At 68.3% G+C, this 20,182-nt stretch carries 19 protein-coding genes and 1 pseudogene; 11 read left to right on the forward strand and 9 right to left on the reverse strand.

Going from position 1 to position 20,182, the window contains the following annotated elements; genetic code table 11:
* Positions 1-328: pseudogene (locus tag QJS31_RS21870) on the forward strand (acetoacetate--CoA ligase); the annotation flags it as partial.
* A gap of 7 nt (positions 329-335) precedes the next feature.
* On the opposite strand, the gene QJS31_RS21875 reads toward QJS31_RS21870, so the two are convergent.
* Positions 336-1,358, reverse strand: coding sequence for a TIGR03617 family F420-dependent LLM class oxidoreductase (locus tag QJS31_RS21875; protein ID WP_282780550.1), 1,023 nt, complete (start codon positions 1,356-1,358; stop codon positions 336-338).
* A gap of 52 nt (positions 1,359-1,410) precedes the next feature.
* Positions 1,411-2,547 carry an epoxide hydrolase family protein gene (locus QJS31_RS21880; protein ID WP_282780547.1) on the reverse strand — a complete coding sequence of 379 codons (1,137 nt, stop codon included), beginning with the start codon at positions 2,545-2,547 and terminating at the stop codon, positions 1,411-1,413.
* A 92-nt stretch (positions 2,548-2,639) separates the two neighbouring features.
* On the opposite strand from QJS31_RS21880, the gene QJS31_RS21885 reads away from it, so the two are divergent.
* A complete protein-coding gene (locus QJS31_RS21885) occupies positions 2,640-3,602 on the forward strand; it encodes a YafY family protein (RefSeq protein WP_282780545.1) in 963 nt (320 codons plus the stop codon).
* Positions 3,603-3,605: 3 nt separating this feature from the next.
* Here QJS31_RS21885 and QJS31_RS21890 read toward each other — a convergent pair whose 3' ends face one another.
* Complete coding sequence (locus QJS31_RS21890; RefSeq protein ID WP_282780543.1) at positions 3,606-4,448, reverse strand: hypothetical protein; 843 nt, start codon at positions 4,446-4,448, stop codon at positions 3,606-3,608.
* Between the two features lie 214 nt (positions 4,449-4,662).
* On the opposite strand from QJS31_RS21890, the gene QJS31_RS21895 reads away from it, so the two are divergent.
* Complete coding sequence (locus QJS31_RS21895; RefSeq protein WP_282780541.1) at positions 4,663-5,268, forward strand: peptidylprolyl isomerase; 606 nt, start codon at positions 4,663-4,665, stop codon at positions 5,266-5,268.
* Positions 5,269-5,342: 74 nt separating this feature from the next.
* Here the strand turns inward: QJS31_RS21895 and QJS31_RS21900 are convergent, their stop codons facing one another.
* Complete coding sequence (locus QJS31_RS21900; protein WP_306357580.1) at positions 5,343-6,605, reverse strand: serine hydrolase domain-containing protein; 1,263 nt, start codon at positions 6,603-6,605, stop codon at positions 5,343-5,345.
* 28 nt (positions 6,606-6,633) lie between these two features.
* On the opposite strand from QJS31_RS21900, the gene QJS31_RS21905 reads away from it, so the two are divergent.
* From QJS31_RS21905 to QJS31_RS21920, 4 genes are all read left to right on the forward strand, one after another.
* Positions 6,634-8,634 carry a CocE/NonD family hydrolase gene (locus QJS31_RS21905; protein ID WP_306357581.1) on the forward strand — a complete coding sequence of 667 codons (2,001 nt, stop codon included), beginning with the start codon at positions 6,634-6,636 and terminating at the stop codon, positions 8,632-8,634.
* Positions 8,635-8,770: 136 nt separating this feature from the next.
* Positions 8,771-10,390: an AMP-binding protein gene (locus QJS31_RS21910; protein ID WP_282780536.1), complete on the forward strand. Its 1,620-nt coding sequence runs from the start codon at positions 8,771-8,773 to the stop codon at positions 10,388-10,390.
* Between the two features lie 75 nt (positions 10,391-10,465).
* On the forward strand, positions 10,466-11,158 hold the full coding sequence (locus tag QJS31_RS21915; protein ID WP_282780534.1) for a TetR/AcrR family transcriptional regulator: 693 nt from the start codon (positions 10,466-10,468) through the stop codon (positions 11,156-11,158).
* 191 nt (positions 11,159-11,349) lie between these two features.
* On the forward strand, positions 11,350-12,798 hold the full coding sequence (locus QJS31_RS21920; RefSeq protein ID WP_282780533.1) for an amidohydrolase family protein: 1,449 nt from the start codon (positions 11,350-11,352) through the stop codon (positions 12,796-12,798).
* A gap of 300 nt (positions 12,799-13,098) precedes the next feature.
* On the opposite strand, the gene QJS31_RS21925 is transcribed toward QJS31_RS21920, so the two are convergent.
* The 3 genes from QJS31_RS21925 to QJS31_RS21935 all read right to left on the reverse strand — a co-directional run bounded on the left by QJS31_RS21925 (position 13,099) and on the right by QJS31_RS21935 (position 15,474).
* The gene (locus tag QJS31_RS21925) at positions 13,099-13,527 is read right to left on the reverse strand and encodes a nuclear transport factor 2 family protein (RefSeq protein WP_282780531.1); all 429 of its coding nucleotides are present in this window, start codon (positions 13,525-13,527) and stop codon (positions 13,099-13,101) included.
* Positions 13,528-13,669: 142 nt separating this feature from the next.
* Positions 13,670-14,398: an ABC transporter ATP-binding protein gene (locus QJS31_RS21930; protein WP_282780530.1), complete on the reverse strand. Its 729-nt coding sequence runs from the start codon at positions 14,396-14,398 to the stop codon at positions 13,670-13,672.
* A 26-nt stretch (positions 14,399-14,424) separates the two neighbouring features.
* Positions 14,425-15,474 (reverse strand): ABC transporter permease, encoded by a 1,050-nt coding sequence (locus QJS31_RS21935; protein WP_282780528.1) that lies wholly within the window; start codon positions 15,472-15,474, stop codon positions 14,425-14,427.
* Positions 15,475-15,605: 131 nt separating this feature from the next.
* Between QJS31_RS21935 and QJS31_RS21940 the strand changes: the two genes are divergently transcribed.
* Both QJS31_RS21940 and QJS31_RS21945 read left to right on the forward strand, forming a co-directional pair.
* On the forward strand, positions 15,606-16,763 hold the full coding sequence (locus QJS31_RS21940; RefSeq protein ID WP_282780527.1) for a sensor histidine kinase: 1,158 nt from the start codon (positions 15,606-15,608) through the stop codon (positions 16,761-16,763).
* Positions 16,760-17,392, forward strand: coding sequence for a response regulator transcription factor (locus QJS31_RS21945; protein ID WP_282780525.1), 633 nt, complete (start codon positions 16,760-16,762; stop codon positions 17,390-17,392). The genes QJS31_RS21940 and QJS31_RS21945 overlap by 4 nt, the downstream gene beginning before the upstream one ends.
* A 185-nt stretch (positions 17,393-17,577) precedes the next feature.
* Here QJS31_RS21945 and QJS31_RS21950 read toward each other — a convergent pair whose 3' ends face one another.
* Both QJS31_RS21950 and QJS31_RS21955 read right to left on the reverse strand, forming a co-directional pair.
* Complete coding sequence (locus QJS31_RS21950) at positions 17,578-18,042, reverse strand: DUF3291 domain-containing protein (RefSeq protein WP_282780523.1); 465 nt, start codon at positions 18,040-18,042, stop codon at positions 17,578-17,580.
* Between the two features lie 31 nt (positions 18,043-18,073).
* The gene (locus QJS31_RS21955) at positions 18,074-18,727 is read right to left on the reverse strand and encodes a metalloregulator ArsR/SmtB family transcription factor (RefSeq protein ID WP_306357582.1); all 654 of its coding nucleotides are present in this window, start codon (positions 18,725-18,727) and stop codon (positions 18,074-18,076) included.
* Between the two features lie 100 nt (positions 18,728-18,827).
* Here QJS31_RS21955 and QJS31_RS21960 point away from each other — a divergent pair, with 100 nt between their 5' ends.
* Together QJS31_RS21960 and cobM are read left to right on the forward strand one after the other, a co-directional pair.
* Positions 18,828-19,253, forward strand: a complete 426-nt coding sequence (locus QJS31_RS21960) for a PPOX class F420-dependent oxidoreductase (RefSeq protein WP_282782440.1) — start codon at positions 18,828-18,830, stop codon at positions 19,251-19,253.
* 79 nt (positions 19,254-19,332) lie between these two features.
* Entirely contained in the window at positions 19,333-20,097 is a 765-nt protein-coding gene (gene cobM, locus QJS31_RS21965; protein WP_282782438.1) for a precorrin-4 C(11)-methyltransferase, read from the forward strand.
* The last annotated feature ends 85 nt before the right edge of the window (positions 20,098-20,182 follow it).

Consider the following 20,182-nt stretch of genomic DNA (forward strand, 5'->3'; position numbering starts at 1 on the left):
GCCCGAGATCACCGAATCGCTCGTCCTGGGCATCGAACAACCCGACGGCGGCTACTGGATGCCCCTGTTCGTCGTCCTCACCGACGGCACCGAACTCGACGACGACCTGAAACGACGCATCGATACCGCTGTCCGCGAAGAGGTGTCGCCCCGGCACGTACCCGACGAGATCATCGCCGCTCCCGCCATCCCGCACACCCGCACCGGCAAGAAACTCGAGGTGCCGCTGAAGAAACTGCTCCAAGGAGCCGATCCGGAGTCCGTGGTCGCCCCCACCGCCGTGGACGACCCGAGCCTGCTGGGGTGGTTCGCCGCCCGCAAGTGGTGACCGCGACTCAGCGAATGGCCCGGATGCGGGTCAGCAGTCGGCGGAACTCGTCGTCATCGCGAGGGTCCGATGGGACTCCGAGTGCGATGCCATGGCAGTGGCCGCGGTATCGCTCGGCGAGCAGCTCCGGCAGCTCCGCGTAGGTCGCCTGCGGAACCAGCTCCGCGACGGACTCGTCGGTGAGGATCGTCGGAAGTCGAGTCCAGTCCTTCGCGCGGGCCGCGGCGGTGAGTTCGTCCGCGACCGAGCCCAGGCCGAGCCGATCGAGGGTGCCGCGGTAGGCGGGCGTGGAGTACAGGAACGCCAGTTCGGAGCGCACCGCCTCGCGGGCTCGGGCGAGGGCCTCCCGATCGCGGCCGGTGACGACCTTGGGCACCACGACCACCCTCGGCTCATCGGCACGATCCCGGCCGCGCGCACCGGCGCGCAGGGTGGGCAGTGTCTGCTCCAGCAGCGTTCGGGGATGCGAACCCGTCGGATGCGCGACGAATCCGTCGGCCACCGCACCGGCGAGTTCGGTCATGCGCCGGTTCACCGCGCCCATCCAGATGGCGGGTGCGGGCGTGTCCAGCGGTCCGGGGTCGAAGTACGGCTGGAGCCGGGTGAAGTGGTAGTGGCTGCCGTGATGATCCAGCGGGGTGCCGTGCTGGAAGGCCGCGAAGATGGCCCGCAGCGCGGCGATGTAGTCGCCGAGTTGCGCCACCGGATCGGTCCACGGCATGGAGTAGCGGCCGACCACGTTGCCGCGCACCTGCGATGCGATGCCGAGCTGGAACCGCCCACCGGACCAGCAAGCCAGATCCCAGGCGGCACAGGCGGTCACCATGGGGCTGCGGGCGAAGGCCACGACCATGCTGGTGCGAATGGTCAGCGTGCTGCTGTGCTCGACGGCCAGCGCGCAGGCGGCGAACGGGTCGTGCACCGTCTCCGAGATGTGCACGGTGTCGAATCCGAGTTCCTCGATGCGCCGGACGGCCGCCGCCACCCGCGACAGCGGGGTGTCGGCGGGCAGCGATGTCACGACCTCCACGGTGCCGCCCGAACCTCATCGTCCATGGCGACACTGTGGCAGGTGCGTGCGGTCAGCGCATCTCGGCGAAGAAGGCGCGGATGTCGGCGGTGTGCATCTCGGGCAGTTCCATGGCCACGAAGTGGTTGCCGGTATTGCCCTCGGGCCAGTGGGTGATGAGGTTGTCGCGTTCGGCGAGGCGGCGCATGAGGGCCGAGCCGCCGCCGTAGACGCCCATCGGCACCAGTCGCTGGCCCTTCGGCCAGGCGAAGCCGTCGTCACCGAGGCCGTTGTACATGGGCCAGCTGGAGGTGGCGGCGGTGTTGGTGAACCAGTACAGGCTGATATTGGTGAGCAGGTGATCGCGTTCGACGGCCTGCTCGACATGGTCGGCCAGCGGGGCGAATTCGGTGAACTTGTGCACCAGCCACGCCAGCAGGCCGACCGGGGAATCCGTCCACGCCGCGGCGAAGGTCTCCGGGGCGTCGTGCAGCAGGACGTGGTGGTCCACACCCGTCATCCATTGCTGCATCATGTCCCACTCGGCGCGTTCCTCGGCGTTCATGGCCGGTACGTCGGCCTCGGTCGGCATGCCGACTCCGCCGTCGATGTGCACGCCGACCACGTGATCCGGTGCGGCGATGGCCATTTCTTGCACCACGTACACGCCCAGGTCGCCGCCCTGGACGCCGTAGCGGTCGTAGCCGAGCCGGTCCATGAGTTCCACCCACATCTCGGCGACCTTGCGGGGCGACATGCCGAGTTCCCGGGGCGCGTCGGAGAACGCGAAGCCGGGGACCGACGGGATCACCACGTGGAACGCCTGGGCCGGGTCGCCGCCGTACCGTTGCGGATCGGTCAGCAGGCCAATGGATTTGGTGAACTCCACGAAGGTGTTCGGCCAGCCGTGGGTCAGGATGAGCGGCAGTGCGTCCGGCTCGGGCGAGCGGACGTGCAGGAAGTGCACGTCCGAGCCGTCGATCTCGGTGATGAACTGCGGAAATTCGTTGAGCGCGGCTTCCTGTGCACGCCAGTCGAATTCGGTGCGCCAGTACTCGGCCAGCTCCTTCAGGTAGGAGACCGGCACGCCCTTGTCCCAGTCCTGCCCCGGCAGCGGCGCGGACCAGCGGGCGCGGGCCAGGCGGTCGTTCAGGTCGTCGATATCGGTCTGCGGGATGTCGATGCGGAAGGGGCGGATCTCGCGGGTCATTACCGGCTCCTGTGTCGTTCGGGCTGTCCGGTGACCAAGTTATGGGCCATATAGGACTGTTTTGGTCCTAGATAAACGGCACACTGAGAAATATGACGGACACATCGGCGCGACTGCTGCGGTTGCTCTCCCTGCTGCAAACCCCGCGTGAATGGCCGGGGAGCGAATTGGCCGAACGGCTCGGCGTCACCGATCGCACGGTGCGCCGCGATATCGAGCGGCTGCGCGAACTGGGGTATCCGGTCGAGGCCACCCTGGGCGCGGCCGGGGGATACCGCCTGGTGGCGGGAGCGGCGCTGCCGCCGCTGCTGCTGGACGACGAGGAGGCCGTGGCGATCGCGGTGGGACTGCGCGTCGCGGCGGGTACGGCCGTCACGGGTATCGAGGAGGCGTCGGTCCGCGCCCTGGCCAAGCTCGAACAGGTGCTCCCGGTCAAGCTCCGCCGCCGCGTCCGCGTACTGGCCACCGCCACCGCCGCACCGGCTCCGGTCCGCGCTCCGGTGGATCCGGACATCCTCACCGCGTTGGCCGCCGCCGTCACCAATCGCGAACGGGTCCGCTTCACCTACCGGTCGCCCGCCGGAGCCGAATCCCGCCGCCACACCGAACCCGTCGGCCTCGTATCCACCCGCCACCGCTGGTATCTGGTCTGCTACGACCTCGACCGCGACGCCTGGCGCTCCTTCCGTGTCGATCGCATCACCCGGCCGCACCCCACCGCCGCGCGTTTCACCCCACGCCCGCTACCGGCGGACAGCCCCGCCGCCTACGTGGCGGGTGAGCGAACCGACTGGGGCACACCGACATTCCATGTTCGCGCCACCATCCACGCCCCCGCCCACCGCGTCACCGGTCGCCTCGGCGACGTCCCCGGCGACATCGTCGCCCTCGACGACCGCACCTGCCGCCTCGACGCCCACCGCGACGACTCCCCGGAATGGCTGGCCCACCGCCTCCTGGACCTCGGCGTCGACTTCGACCTCCACGCTCCCCCCGAACTGGCCACCGAACTCCGCACCCTGCGCTCCCGCATCGACCGGGCCCTGCGGTCGTGACCTTCAGTCGTCGAACACCTCATCGAGGCTGCCAGCGGTTACCGCACGCGCGATCCAGGTGTTGAGCAACTCGGTGTCATCACACTCGTGGATCCGTGTGACAGCCGACTCCGGCAGCACCATCCCACGTTCGTGCAGGACAGTGAGCAATGCGCGGGCCTCTCCCTGTGCTTGGCCCCTTGCTTCTCCCTCGGAGAAGTAGCGCCGGGCGAACTCGCTCTTGTATTGGTAGGTGCCGGTAGTCATGAGAGTCTCCAGGAAGCTCCGGGCTGTCCGCGGCAGGATGGCCATCACCAGATCGACATACATTTTGCCATGGGGAACATCGAGCGCGCCCTCGACAAGTGCGGTCAGGACCGCGTCTCGCTCGGGACGGTTGCGATAGGCGATCGCCGAGAGGACGGCCAGTTCAGGGTTCGCGACCGTGGACCGGGCGTCGGTGACCGCCGGAACATTCGCCGGCCCGATAACCGTAGGTGTGAGCACGAAGGCGGGGGCCACGGTGATCGGGGTGCGGCAGCGGTGGGCGGTGTGTTCGTCAGGGCACAGCACCAGCAGGACTGTTGCGCACCGCAGCCGTGCCCGAAGCGTCGTCAGGTAGACCGGCCAACTCCAGGTCTTGTCGCCGTCCGGTCGCAGTTGCACCTCGACCACGACGGCGAGGACCGGGGTCGAGTCTTCGGTTAGCACGACGACGGTGTCGGCCCGGTACTCGGTCGGGCAGATGTCGGGGAAGTCCCCCGACTCCAGCCGGGCGTTGTCGAACCTTGGTAGTTGCTGGTCTCCAGCGAGAGTGAGCAGTTCGACCGCCAGTTGAGGGCGCTGGCGGAACAGATCGATCACCACCTCGTGTCAGACGCTGGGCATGGACGCAGGCTAGCGCGTCGAACACGATACGGAGTGGGTTGCGAGGCAATGGCTTTCATCAGTTTGGCAGACGGCTTTCGAAATACCCTTTCCGTCGTATTCGGTGCGAGAATCGCCAACCCCTGTGCGGTTCGGACCCGGTGCTGCCCGGCATATGGCATGCTGCCGTCCGATCCGAACAGGAAGAAGGTCGATGACTCCGCTGTCTCGCAGGTCCGCTCTCGCATCCGCCGCCGCCGCCGTGGGAGCCGTGGCGTTCGGCGCTCGAACCGCCGCCGCGCACGGCCACAATCCGCACGTATTCTTCGACATCACCATCGGCGAGCAGCCGGTGGGCCGACTCGTCATGGAGTTGTTCGCGGATGCGGTGCCGCGGACCGCCGAGAATTTCCGGGCACTGTGCACGGGAGAGAAGGGGACCAGTTCGAGCGGGGCGGTGCTGCACTACAAGGGCAGCGCGTTCCATCGGGTGATTCCCGGATTCATGGCGCAGGGCGGCGATTTCACCGCCGGTGACGGCACCGGCGGCGAGAGCATCTACGGCGGCAAGTTCGCCGACGAGAACTTCACCCGCACCCACACCGGCCCCGGTGTTCTCTCCATGGCCAACTCCGGCCCCGACACCAACGGCTCCCAGTTCTTCCTCACCTTCGCCGAAACCCCCTGGCTGGACGGCCGCCACGTAGTCTTCGGCCAGATCACCGAGGGCCTCCCCCTCCTCGACGCCATAGCCCGCTCCGGCACCGACTCCGGCGCCACCACCGCCCCCATCCGCATCGCCGACTCCGGCCAACTCTGACTGGTTGATCGATCACGGGGAACCGGTGGCGGCATCGGCCGAGAAGCCTCCGCCACCAGTTCCCCGTCGCAGAGTTATCCAACAGGGGGAGTGGCGCTGTCCAGGCAGTCGTAGACCGCCTCGACCAGCGGCGTCGAGCGGTTGTCGGGAATGGACCACTCCTGGAGACTTCGCAGATACCCCAGAGCGAGGCTGCGGTCTGGGTCGGCGAAGGCCAGCGTTCCGTTGGCGCCTGCATGTCCGAAGGCGTGCCCGGTGCCGAAATCGGGCATGAAGATCCCGCCGGGCACATGGAAACCCAGCCCCCACGCGGTATCGGCCCGCAGCACCTGATCCGGTCCGCTCGCGTAGCGGCGGGCCACCTCGGCGGTCAGCTCCGGGCCGATCAGCCGAACTCCGTCGACCTCCCCAATCAGGGCCGCCATCAACCGCGCCAGCGAATGGGCGCCCGCGATGCCGGTGACCGAGGGCACCTCGGCCGCGTGGTGCCGCCGACTGTTCATGTCCTCGCCGATCTCGATCGGCCCCATGGTGCGGGCGCCGATGGACCTGGTCAGGGATGGCTCGATCGACCGCTTGTCCGGGTCGGCGTACGCCGCGAGGAACCACGGTGACGCCCACAGCTCGGCCATTTCGGCCAGGAACGCGTCGTAGCGTTCGTCGCCGGTCGACGCCGCCACCGTGGCCTCCGGGCTGATATCGGCTCGCTCGACGGCCACGACCCTCGACTCCTCCGCCTCCGGCAGCCCGATCCACACCTCCAGACCACCCAGCGCCGGACTGATTCGCTCCCGCAGGAAGGCACCGGGCGTCAATCCGCTGATGCGCCGGATCACCTCTCCGACGAGGTAACCCATGGTCACCCCGTGGTATCCGTGCGCGGTGCCCGGTGTCCACAGCGGCGTCTGCTCCTGCAGCGCCTCCACCATCGGCGTCCAGCTCTCCAGATCCGCCATGGTGATCCACCGATCGACCGCAGGCAGTCCGGCCTGATGGGTGAACAGCAAGCGCACCGGAAGGTCCTCCTTGCCGGCCGCCGCGAATTCCGGCCAGTACTTCGCCACCGGCGCGTCGAGGTCCAGTTCTCCGCTATCGACGAGCATGAGACCGCAGATCGCAGTGAGCCCCTTGCTCACCGAGTCGATGGGCGCCAGCGTATCGATCGTCCATGGCCGTTGCCGCGCCCTGTCGGCCAGCCCACCCCAGAGATCCACGACGGACCGGCCCTCGTGGTAGACGCACAACGCAGCGCCCATCTCACCGCGCTTGTCGAAGTTCTCCTCGAACGCGGCGCGGACGCGCTCGAAGCGCGGCTCGACAGTTCCTTCGATCGCCATCAGGCACCATCCCAATCGGTATGAATGAATGTTCGTAAACCTACGACCACGGCACCGGCGTCGAGGCTTTGCGCGCCCAGGGTTCCGACATCGTGAACTCGAGCCTAGTATATGGTCATTCATTTACCCTTGGAAGGGGCAGCCATGCCGCATCCCCTTGCGAGTGTCAGCGGAGGTGGCGATCGTCGGTGCAGGGGTTTCCGGGCTCGTCGCGGCGAACCGCCTCCTGGAGTGGTGGGTGGGTGCGCGGATGAGTCGAACCACGAGGAACAGGAAAGAGAGTGGGCAGATGGAGACGACATTCGGTACCCGGCCCGGCATGATCGTCGACCGCGACGTGGAGATGCCCATGCGCGATGGTGTCATCCTGCGCGGCGACGTCTGGCGCGCGGCGGATCGATCGCCCCGGCCGGTGCTGTTGCGACGGCTGCCGTACAACAAGGCCGCCGCGATGCCGAACAGCGACTGGTTCCGGACCACCGACGCGGTCCACACGGGGTACACCGTCGTCGTCCAGGACACGCGGGGCCGCTACGCCTCCGACGGCGTCTGGACGCCGATCATGTGGGAGCAGGAGGGCCTCGACACCTACGACACGGTCGAATGGATCGCCGCGCAGCAGTGGTGTGACGGGAACGTCGGCATGATCGGCGGCTCGTACCTCGGCATTGTCCAGTGGATGGGCGCGGCCCTGCATCCGCCACACCTGAGGGCGATCGCGCCGGCCATCGCGGCGGGTGGCGAGCTGCAACGCCGCGCCGACGGCGGTGCGGTGCCACTGGTCCAATTGGTGTCCTGGCTGGCCTACATGACGCTGGAATCGCTGACGACTCGACAGTCTCGCGGTGAGGAGATCGATCCGGAGCTGCTGGTCGCTGTCGGCGCGATCGTCACCGATCCGGACCTCGCAACCCATCACCTGCCACTGTCGGAGATGCCGGGCCTGTCCTCAGGTGCCGTGGTCGATCGCGGCGATGCCCTGGCCGGCCGGTTCTCCACGACAGCGCAGATCGCGTTCGACTCCATCGCCGTACCGAGCCTGTCGCTGGCAGGCTGGTTCGACATCTACTGCGACGCCGGTGTCCGTGGATACGTCCAACTGACCGGAGCCGACACGGCATGCGCCACCGAACACCGGATGATCGTCGGGCCATGGGCGCACGGGCAGAACGCCCCGGCCGAACAGGGCGATATGAACTTCGGAGTGCTGGCCGAAGGGGCCGCCGGGCTGACGGCGAAGCAGTTGGCCTTCTTCGACCGGCACTTGCGGGGCGTCGAGACGGACCTGCCCCCGGTGGAGTACTTCCTAATGGGCGCGAACGAATGGCGCACCGCTCAGCAATGGCCACCATCCGGGGTGAAAACCCGGGAGTTCGTGCTCACCAGTGACGGCGATGCCCGTACCGCGGGAGGCAACGGCCGGCTGGTGGACAATGCGCCCGGTCGAAACCGGTACGACGCATACGTCTACGACCCGCAGCACCCGGTACCCACTCACGGTGGCCGGGTGGTGCTGGGCAATGAGGTCACCGGACCACGGGATGTGTCGTTCCTGGAACGCCGACCGGACCTGCTCTGCTACACCTCAGCCCCGTTGGATCAGGAGCTCGATGTGGTCGGGCCGGTGCTGCTGGAGCTGACGGTCTCTTCGTCGGCGACCGACACCGACTTCGTCGCACGGCTCAGCGAGGTGTACCCGGACGGTCGGTCGATCGCCGTGGTCGACGGCATCACCCGGGCTCGCTACCGCGACGGTCTGGACCGCGAGGTACCTCTGGAGCCCGGCACGCCGACCCGGCTGCGGATCGACTGCGGAGAGACGGCCTGGCGCTTCCGACCGGGCAATCAACTGCGACTGACCGTGACCAGCAGTAACTTCCCGCGCTTCGACCGGAACTTGAACACCGGCAACACCATCGGCGCCGACGCCGTCGGAAAGATCGCCGACCAGCGCGTCTACCACGGGCCGGACGGGCAGTCCGTGCTCGCGTTGTCCGTCCTTCCCGCCGATCACGGAGCGCCCGAGTGAACCATCGCAGCCGCTGTGCGCTCGTCCGGCCCGAAACCGGCACCGGGATACCATCGAGAGGTGCGGCCCTGGCAGTGTGGTCGGCCGAATGTGCGCGCTCGACGCCGCGGCGCGGCGTCGCGGAGCGGAAGAAACCATGACACAGCACGACATTCCCGCAGCGGCCGAGTGCGTCCTGCCCGCCCTGCTCACCAAGGGCGCGGCGCAGCATCCGGACCGGATATTCGCCGTCTTCGACGACAGCGACGAGCCGAGCTGGACGTACCGCCACGCGCTGGAACAGGCCCAGCGGGCCGCCGCCGGGCTACGGCAGCTGGGCGTCGAGCAGGACGACCCGATTCTGGTATGGCTGCCGAACGGGCCCGACGTGCTGGCGATCTGGTTCGGGATCAACCTTATCGGCGCCGTCTACGTGCCGGTCAACCTGGCTTACAAAGGAAAGCTGCTGGCTCACGTGGTCGCTAATACGGGAGCACAGGTCGCCGTGGTCCACCCGGATCTGGTGGACAGGCTCAGGGCCGTCGACCCGGCCGGGCTGAAGACCGTCGTCGTGCTCGGCGATCTACCGGCCGAACCATCCGAACCGGCGGCCTGGGCGGTCGTCGGAGCGGCGGTGATGGATGCCGACCCGACCGGGTTCACCGGGCCGCGGCGGCTGGTCGAGCCGTGGGATATCCAGACGATCATGTACACATCCGGGACCACCGGACCGTCCAAGGGGGTGCGGTGCCCGCACCTGCACGCCCATACGACGGCCATGGCGGTGATGCGCGGCCACCTCGGCGCAACGGACAGGTACCTGATCAACACCCCGTTCTTTCACGGCGCCGCAACCCTCGCGGTCAACGGGGCACTCGCGCTGGGCGCCTCGATCGCGATCAGCCGCGGCTTCGCCACACAACAGTTCTGGGATGTCGTACGCCGGACCGAATCCACCGCGTGCACATTGCTGGGAGCGCCCATATCCTTCCTGTCCAAACGGCCGCCGAGCCCCGGCGACGCCGACAATCCGCTGCGGTTCGCGCTGACCGTGCCCCTCACGGCGGATGCCATCGCCTTCGCCGAGCGCTTCGACGTCCGGGTGCTGACCGTCTTCAATATGACCGAGACGTCCAATCCGATCGTCTCCGCACCGAATCCGACGGCGATCGGCTCGTGTGGCAAGCCGCGCCCCGGTGTCGAGGTGCGTCTGGTGGATGGGCACGACCGGGAAATCGGAGTCGGCGAGGTGGGCGAGCTGATCGTCCGGGCCGACCTGCCATGGACCATGAACGCCGGCTACCACCGGATGCCGGACGCGACCGCCGAAGTCTGGCGCAACGGCTGGTTCCACACCGGCGACCTGTTTCGCCGGGACAGTGAGAACAACTTCTACTTCGTAGACCGTGCCAAGGACGCCATTCGGCGGCGCGGGGAGAACATCTCCTCCTTCGAGGTGGAGGCCGAACTGCTCGCGCATCCCGCCGTCCAGGAGGCCGCCGCGGTCGGGGTGGTGAGCGAGCACAGTGAGGAAGAGGTTCTCGTCGTGCTCGCCCTGGCCGACGGCCACCAGTTGATTCCGGCGGACCTGATCGAGTATCTGCGTCCGCGCATGGCGCACTTCATGATCCCCAGATACGTCCGATTCCTGGCCGAGCTGCCCAAGACGCCGACCGGGAAGGTCGAGAAATACGCGCTGCGCGCGGCCGGGATAACCCCCGATACCTGGGACCGCGACGCCGCCGGAATCACCGTCCGTCGCGACCGCATCGACTGAAGGCCGAACCAGCGACAACAAATGGCCGCCGACCGCCGGGCCGCCTCGGCGAACGCCGCAACTCTAGGATGATGTGTGAACGGACATTCAGCCCATCATGTGGTGGTGGAAGTGACAGGAGACGAGTCAGTGGTTGAAAAGACGACCGCCACGGCGAACGTCCAGTCCGACAGCCCGGTCAAGCGCCGGATCGAGGCCGTGGCCCTGGAACGCTTTGCCGCCCAAGGCTACCGGGGCACGTCGGTCAAAGACATCATGGTGGCATGCGGCCTGACACCCGGCGCGATGTACAACCATTTCACCTCCAAAGACGAACTGCTGTTCTCCATCCTGGCTCGATTCGGCAACCAACTCACAGCCCTGATCCGCACCGCCGAGGCCGCAGCCGACCCGGACGACCCCGCCGACCGCCTGTTCAAACTCATCGAGACCATGGCCCGCTTCGCACTGCTCAACCCGCAGGCGACCAAAGTCGCCAACATCGACTACGTCGAACTGAGCGAGGACTACCTCCGGCGCGAAATCGAATTCCGGCGTGCCAACCGGCGCAGGATCGAGAACATCATCGAAGCCGGGATAGCCAACGATCAGTTCGCGGTGCCCGACTACGACGGCGCCAACGAGGTGAAACTCGTGGCGACCGCGATGGCAAACGTTGCAATTCGGCTCTCCGAAATCGCCGGACCACACCCCGGCAACGATATCGACGGACTCGCCCGGTTCCACGCCCAGTTAGCGCTGCACATGGTCACCCGCACCTCTGGCTGACCAGGTCAAACAGTCTTCATCGCAGCCGGGTCCACCGTTCACAAGCCCTCGACCAGCAGAAGGGGCCAACCCATGTTTCATCGTGTCGGAGAATCAACAACGAGAGCCGGATGTCTGAGGTCTTCCGGCGAGTGAGGGTGGTGTAGGTCGTGGATGGTTGGAGCAGAGGGGAGTTTCTGAGGCTGCTGGGCATGGGTGCGGTAGGCGCGGCGGTGGGCAGTGTCATGGGAGGGGGCCGGGCGCACGCTGATGACGGGGCGCCGGTGCGGGTGCTTTCCGGGGCCACGCTGATCGAGGGCACGGATGCTGCCCCGCTACCTGGGGCAGCGATCGTGCTGGCGGGTGATCGGATCCTGGCTGTCGGGCGACAAGCCGATATTCCGCTGCCGCCCGGGGTGCCGGTGGTGGATCTGGCGGGCAAGTTCGTCATCCCCGGCCTGTGGGATATGCATGTGCACCAGACGGAGACGGAACGGATCTTCCCGCCACTGCATGTAGTCCACGGTGTGACCGGGATTCGCGAAATGTGGGGTACACCGCGCACCCGCGACCTGCGGCGGCGGATCGAGCTGGGACAAGCATTCGGGCCACGAATGGTGGTGGCCAGCAACATCATCGACGGGCCGCCCGGGATCTGGCCGCAGTCGCAGGTGGTGGCCACCGAGGCGGACGGGCGGGCCGCGGTGCGGCAGGCACAGCGCGACGGCGCCGATTTCGTGAAGGTCTATTCGCTACTCAGCCGAGAAACCTATCTGGCCGTCGCCGACGAGTCGCACCGAGCCGGATTGCGGTTCGCGGGGCACTTGCCCACTCAGGTGGCGGTCGGCGAGGCGGTCGACATGGGACAGCACACCCTCGAGCACATGATCGGCATGCTCGTCGCGACCTCGTCGCGCGCGGCCGAACTGCACGCCGAACTCCGCGCCATGGACCCGTCCACCTTGAACGTCGGGACCTTCGCGCCCCTACTCGAACAGACCGCGGCACAGACCTTCAGCCCGGACATCGCTGAGGCGCTTGCCGATCGAATGATCCGGCGGGGCACTTGGCTGTCTCCGACGCTGGTGGTGATGCAGCGGTTCCTGTCCGGTGGACCGCCCGGCGACCCGAGCGACGACCGTCTGCGCTATATGCCGCCGTCGTTCAAGACGTGGTGGCAGAACCTCGGCGCGCAGAGCGAGCCGGCGCCGATCCGCGCCGCCATGCAGGCCAATCACCGGGCGCGCGTACGGGTGCTCGGGGCGATGCACGCCGCGGGCGTCGGCATCGTGGCCGGTACGGATTGCGCCAATCCCTTCGTATTCCCGGGCTTCGCCCTGCACGAGGAGCTGGAGTTGCTGGTACAGGCGGGGCTTCCGCCTTTGCGAGCACTGCAGGCCGCGACCCGCGACGCCGCCCGCTGCCTCGGCATGGAACACCTCACGGGCACGGTCGAACCCGGGAAATTCGCGGATCTGGTCGTCCTGGACGCCGATCCACTGGCGGCGATCACCAACACGACCCGCATCCACGCCGTCGTCAGCCGGGGACGGTACCTCGGCCCCGAGGACCGAACCCGGATTCTTCGCGACGTCGAAGCCGCGGCCGCCGCAGACACAACCGGCACGCCGGTCGGCGGATTCCACGCCTGCTGTGGCTGAGCACTGCACGAGCCCCGTCTCGGTCGCCAGGCGCGACTACGGCCGGTCGTTGTGTGCCCGCACGATCACGGTGGCTCCACGCCGCGCTCCGGGTTCCGGCGGCACGCTCCACGCTGTGGTGGTGCCGAGGGGTCCTGCGTGATCGTCGAGGATGTCTCCGGGTCGATGCGACGCCGGTGATCGGCGGTGCGGATCAGATCGTCGCGGACGAGGTCGAGGAATTGGGCCACGTCATGGAGGCGGGCTCCGGCGGGGGATCGAGCCGACCCTCGCCTGGGTGACAGGCGTTGCCAAACCGTTCTATGCCGGCTGTTCGCCGAAGACCATACGGTGGCCCGCGGCGGTGTCCATATATTCGCGGACCCGGTGGATCTGCCCGTCCTTCAGCTCGAAGACGAAGCAGTAGTCCAGGCGGTAGGCATTGCCGTTGGACAGGGTCGCGCTCATGGTTTCCTCGACGATGACGTGGTCGCCCTCGGCGTAGAACCCGCGGAAGTCGATCGAGACGTTCTCGGCGAAGAGCTTGGGGAAGTCGTGCGCGAGGAAGTTCGAGATGGCCGCCCGCCCGATGATGTGACTCGGTCCGTTGAAGAATGTTGCGGTGGCGTTTCCGCTGGGCGCCAGCCATTGCGCATCCTCGGTGAAGCAGGCGGCGATGGTGTCGTAGTCGTGTGTGGCGAAGGCCTGCCAGGCCTGTTGGACGACGGTCTTGGGGTGCGGTGCGGTCACCGGGTCCACGTTGCCGGAAATCGGACAGCGATGCTGGCGGAAAATAGACGACATCATCCGACTCGGCGGTGACCCCCGCGAGGCGGGAGGACCGGTGGCGGCATCGGTCGAGTGGGGTCCGCCACCGGTTCACCGTCGGTGCTCAGGCCGCCAGGTGGGCGGGGCGGGCAGGGGTGAGGCGGCCGTCGAGCATGGTGTGGACGGTGGTCATGTGGTGCAGGTGGGTGGGGTCGTGGGTGACGAGGAGGGTGGCGGGGTGGTGGGTGTGGGCCACCTCGATGATGAGGTCGATGACGGCCGCGCCGCGTTCCTGGTCGAGGGCGCTGGTGGGTTCGTCGACTACCAGCAGCGCCGGGTCGTTCATGAGGGCGCGGGCGATGTTCACGCGCTGGCGCTGACCGCCGGAGAGTTGGGCGGGGCGCTTGTGGGCGTGGTCGGCGAGGCCGACGGCGGCGAGGAGGTCGCGGGCGCGGGTGCGGGTGGCCCGGCGGCGGGCGGGCGAGACCAGCAGGCGCTGGCCCAGATGGGTCATGGCCTCCAGCTGTTCCAGGGCGGTGAGCGCGGGGATGAGGTTGGGCTGCTGGAAGACGATGCCGATCTGTCCACGCCGCAGGGCCGCGGCCTCGCGGCGGCCGAGCCGGGCGAGGTCGGTCGCGCCGGATCCGGTGTCGAGCACGACGTGGCCGGAGTCCGGGCGGATGAGCGTGGACACCACGGCCAACAGGCTGGACTTGCCGGAGCCGGACGGGCCGGTGATGGCCGCGATCTCGCCGCCGCGCACGGTCAGCGCGACCCGGTCCAGCGCGGTGATGCGGTCGGACCCGTCGGGGTAGGTGAGGGTCAGATCGGTGACGGTGAGTGCGGTGGGCATCGAGAACTCCTGTGCGGCAGCCATTGTCAGCGGGACTGGTTGAGTGCGGTGAGCGGATCGGTGGTGACGAGGAAGCGCAGGGCGAAGGCCGCGCCGAGCAGACCGAGGACGATCAGGACGACCGCGGGGAACAGCGTCGTGGATACGCTGAGCACGAAAGGCAGTGCGTCGCCGAGGAACAGGCTCGCCACCGCCGTGCCGCCGACCCCGAGCCCCACGCCGATGAGCAACACCGCCAAAGCCTGCCCGAGCGCGTCCCGCACCAGCGAACCGGTGGTCGCGCCCAGGGCTTTCAGCGTCGCGATGTCGCCGGTGCGCTGAATCGTCCACACTGTGAAGAACGCGCCGATCACCAGTGCGGAGATGGCGAAGAGCATGACCGTCATGAGAGTGAGCGAACCGTTCTCGGCCTCATACGAACTCATCGCCGACAGCGAATCCGCGGTGGAGGTGGTGATGGTGTGCGCGGCGGCGTCGGCGGCCGCGAGGTCGGAGACCCCCGACACCGCGAGGATGGTGGCCGCACCGGATCCGGGACTCAGCGCCTGCCAGTCCGACAGCGTCATCCACACCACCGGCGTGTGCGCGTACCAATCGTCGCCGGTCACACCCCGAACGGTGAACACGCCCGACCCGAGTTCGACCGTGTCCCCGGCGTTCGCGTGCAGCCGCCCGGCCGCCGCGCTGCTGAGCACCACCTCGCCCGACGTGGTTGCCACTCGATTGCCGAACGGGGTGCCGTCGACCCCGAACACCGCCACCTGGGTCGGCGGCGCGCCCGCGGCGGTGGCGCGAGTGCGGCTGATGCCGATCGGATCCACCGTGCCGCCGGTGCGCTGCCACGCGTCCACCTGCTCGGCGGTCAGCGTCGAGGTGTCGAACGACGCTTCGCCGCCGGTGTCGGCGAACACCACGGCATCGGCCCGCAGCGACTGCACGGCGGAGATATTCTGGTGCGCCAGGCCGGAGGTGAGGCCGCTGAGGAAACTCACGAGCAGCGCCACCATGGTGACCACCAGGGTGATGAGCAGGAAGCGGCCGCGGGCGGCGCGCAGATCTCGGAGCGCGACGAACATGCCTCCACTCTGTCGCCGATCCGGGTCCGGGCCATCGCGCCGCGGAACGAAACGCCGACCAGCGAACGGTGGGGCGGTGTTTCCAACTTTCGATGGATGCCGCCCCGATAGCCGGGCATAAGCTGTCTGGCGTGCACCGATCGCCCCTGACCCCCGTCTTCGCCGCCTTGCAGCTCGGCCTGCACGCCCTGGTGGTGACCCTGACGGTCTTCGTGGCGGCGCGCAATCTGGTGTCGAACTCCCATCCCGTCGCGGTGGTGGTGATCGCGGGCGCATTCCTGGGCGTCTACTTCGCGGGGGCGCTGTTCAAGAGTCGTCCGACGGCGGCGCGGGTCTGGCTGCTGGCGATCACGGCGCTCTGGCTCGGTCTGGTCATGCTCGCCCCGGACGCGGTGTACCTGGTCTTCGGCCTGTTCTTCCTCTACCTGCACCTGTTGCCGCGCTACTGGGGTCTGCTGGCGGTGGTGGCGGCCACCGCGCTGTCGGTGTTCGGATTCGCCATGCATCGGGGTTGGTCGGTGGGGGCCGTGGTCGGGCCGATCCTGGGTGCGGTGGTGGCGGTGGCCATCGGACTCGGGTACTCCGCCCTGTACCGCGAGGCCGCCGAACGGCAGCGCCTCATCGACGAATTGCTGGCCACCCGTGAGACTCTCGCCGAACGCGAACGCACCGCGGGGAAGCTGGCCGAGCGTGAGCGTCTGGCCCAGGAGATCCACGACACGGTGGCCCAGGGCCTCAGCAGTATTCAACTGCTGCTGCATGCCGCCGAACGGGCTACCCCCGATCATCCCGCGCTGCAACAGATTCGGCTGGCCCGCGAGACCGCCGCCGACAGCCTCGTCGAAACCCGCCAGCTCATCGCGGAACTCACGCCCGCCGCGCTGGAGGGGCAGTCCCTGACCCAGGCGCTGGAACGCATCGCCCAGCGCGCGGCCACCCCGGGCCTGGAGACCGAGATGCTGGTGGAGGGCACCCCGCACGGACTGCCCATGCCCATGGAGGCCGCCCTGGTGCGCATCGCCCAGGGCGCGGTCTCGAATGTGGTGCGGCACGCGGAGGCCGAGCGTATGCGCATCACCCTGACCTACGCCGACGACGCCGTGCACCTGGATGTGGTGGACGACGGCGTCGGAATACCGGCGTCCGTGCTGGCCCACCCGCCGTCCGGCAGCTTCGGTCTCACCGCCATGCGCAGCCGGGTGGAGCAGCAGGGCGGCACCATGGAGGTGGAATCCGAACCCGGGCACACCGCCGTCACGATCACCTTCCCCCTGGAGGATCAGCAATGATCAGGATCCTGCTGGCCGACGACCACGCCATCGTCCGGGCGGGTCTGCGCGCCCTGCTGGATTCCGGTGCGGCGCAGGTCGATTACGATATCGAGGTGGTCGGCGAGGTGACGACGGCGGATGAGGCGGTCGCTTTCTGCGCCACCACCCCGGTGGATCTGGTGCTGATGGACCTGCGTTTCGGGCCGGGCAAGTCGGGGGCCGATGCCACGGCGGCGGTGCGCGCCCTGCCGAATCCACCCAGTGTGCTGGTGGTGACCAACTACGACACCGATGCCGACATTCTCGGCGCGATCGAGGCGGGGGCGGTCGGCTACATCCTGAAGGACACGCCGCCGTCCGAACTGCTGGCCGCCGTGCGGTCCGCCGCGGCGGGCGAGAGCGTACTGTCGCCGTCGGTCGCCTCGAAGCTCATGACCCGGGTCCGCAAACCCGATACCACCTTGAGCCCCAGGGAAATCGAGGTGCTGCGCCTGGTCGCGGACGGCCTGTCCAACCGTGACATCGGTCGGCGGCTGTTCCTCAGCGAGACCACTGTCAAATCCCACCTGGTGCACATCTACGCCAAGCTCGGCGTGAAGTCGCGCACCTCGGCGGTGGCGCGGGCGCGTGAGTACGGCGCGATCTGATCACCGGGTGAACTGCTGGGTTCCGGTGACCCGCGCCAGTTCCAGTGCCGCCGCCTCGGGTGTGCCCGCCGCGGCCGAGTCAACGACCACCGTCTGATCGGCGGCCCGGTGCCGTTCAACACTTCTCCGGAGACCATCATCGGAAACCCCCATCGACGCGCTGCGGCGCCGGGTGGCGTGAGCGCTCAGGCCGGTACCTGTGCGTCCGCGGCGGAGTAGTTCTCGCGCAGCGAGAACGCTTGGGGTGAAGGACCGTTGGAGCGCAGCATGGTCAGGCGTTCGACGGCTTCCTCGAGCGTCGGGGTGTGTCCGGCCGGAATCCACCACAGCACGATCATGTCCTGGCGCGGGCGCTTGAACCACTCGCCGCGCCTGCGCAGGAACTCCAGGTGCTCGCTGCGATAGACATAGTCCCACAATGCTTCCCGGCTCTCCCAGACCGACAGGTTGACGATCACGTCATCGCCGAACGGCCGCATGGTGGTGGCGTCCTTGCCGGAATCGTCCACGAGCCGCCAGACGAAGCCGGGGGAACTCTCAGCCAGCGCGTTGATGGGCTCGAGGTTCGAGGTGAATTCCACCATGCGCGGATCGTCGAGGGGGTGCTGGAGGATGGCCAGGTTGAGCTGGGCGAGGTGATGGCCGGTCATGGGCTCAGCTCACCACGGCCTCGGCTCTATGTCAATCTTCATTTGTTTTAGAAGACTCGACGGCGACACAACACAGTCCGGGCCGCGGGTCGATGCGCACCCGAACCCGATCGGAATCTCCGAGGCAGCCCTCGAGCAGGGCGAGATTCATCCCGCAGACCAGTGGCGGATACGCCTCGGCCAGGGCGTGAAAGGGGCAGTTGCGCATGCGCAGCACACCGTCCGCGTCGAACGGTTCGTACCCCCGTGCGGCCAGGACCGCCGCGGCCGTCTCGAGATCGCGCACCGGCTCGCGACCACCCCGCAGCGCCGCACCCCGCCTGCGGGCCGCCGCCGCCAATTCGACATCGAGCCGCGCCTCCTCGGCGACCTGCGCCAGCAGATCCGCGGCGGTCCGATAGTCACGCGGCGGCAAGGAGATCTGGCGCTCCGCCGCCGCTCGCCGGTAGAGCTTCGCCGGTCGCCCCGCGCCCGGCCCCGACCGCCCGGACAGTCGCCGACTCTCCGTCTCCAGCAGTCCGGCGTCCACCATCTTGTCGAGATGGTGCGCGGCCAGGGGGCGCTGGATTCCGACCGCCGCCGCGGCCTCATTGCGACTCACCGGTTCGCCGCGACCGGTCACGTACTCGTAGAGCCGCCGCCGAACCGGATCCTGCAGTACGCCGATGGCGCCGATGTCCTCCACGAGGCCATTCTAAGAACAATCGGGATCTTCTATAGAACGCGGAGGCGTGTCCCGCGTCCGCTTGGCGGGGATCGTCCGCCGTCCTCCGTAGCGTGGGGTCATGGCATCCCTCTCCGATCCCGAAGTGCGCGACTTCCTCTCGGCTGGCACCCGCACCGGCAAGCTGGCCTTCACCGCCGCCGACGGCCGTCCCGTGGTGACGCCGATCTGGTTCATCGTCGAGGGCGACGAACTTGTCTTCAATACCGGCAAGACCTCCGCCAAGGGCAAGGCCCTCGCCCGCGACAACCGCCTCGCGCTCTGCGTGGACCTGGAGGAACCGCCCTATGGCTTCGTGCAGGTCCAAGGCGAGGCCACCACCTCCGAGGACCTCGGTGAACTCGTCCGCACCGCCACCGCCATCGGCGGCCGCTACATGGGCTCGGACCGTGCCGAGGAATTCGGCACACGCAACGGCGTCCCCGGCGAACTGGTGGTCCGCCTCCGCCCCACCAAGGTCATCGCCGCCTTCGGCATGGCGGACTGATCCGACGGGGAGCCGGTGCGGTGCACTCTCGCCCGATGCCGCCGCCGGTTCCCCCTCGCGACTCCATACACTCGCGGGGGTGACGGTGCACTTTGTCGGGGCGGGGCCGGGGGCGGCGGATTTGCTGACGGTTCGGGCCGTGCGGGTACTGGCGGCGGCGCCGGTGGTGCTGTACGCGGGGACCTATCTGGATCCCGAGGTGTTGGGGCACTGTGCACCGGGGGCCGAGTTGGTGGATACGCAGGGGCTGAATCTGGATCAGATCGTGGCGCACTGTGCGCGGGCCACGCGGGAGGGCAAGGATGTGGCCCGGTTGTGTTCGGGGGATCCGTCGCTGTATTCGGCGCTGGCCGAGCAGACGCGGCGGCTCGACGCGCTCGGGATTCCCTGGGATGTGACGCCGGGGGTGCCCGCGTACGCCGCGGCGGCGGCGCTACTGGGGGCGGAGCTCACGGTGCCGGAGCTGGTGCAGTCGGTGGTGTTGACCAGGACGCGGGCGCGGTCGACGGCCATGCCGGAGTCGGAGGCGCTGGGGAACTTCGCGCGGACGCGGGCCACGCTGGTGCTGCATCTGGCGATCACCCGGGTCCGGCCCTTGGCGCGGGAGCTGGTGCCCGAGTACGGCGCGGACTGTCCGGTGGTCGTGGTCTACCGGGCCAGTCAGCCCGAGCAGGTGATCGTGCGGGGCACGCTCGCCGATATCGCCGACCGGGTGGAGGAGCGGGGGCTGCGGCAGGCGGCCGTGATCATGGTGGGGCGGGCGCTGGCCGAATCGGTGTCCTGTGCGCAGTCTCACCTCTACGATCCGGGCCGCGACCGCGGCCATATTTCATCCCATGAATGATGAAATGCCCTGATAGCGAAGGGCTATGACCCTTTTTGGTCCTGTGGCCACTCCGGGCGGTAGATTGGTTCGGTGGTCAGCAGCA

Source organism: Nocardia sp. CC213A (assembly GCF_030766805.1).
Lineage (GTDB): Bacteria > Actinomycetota > Actinomycetes > Mycobacteriales > Mycobacteriaceae > Nocardia > Nocardia otitidiscaviarum.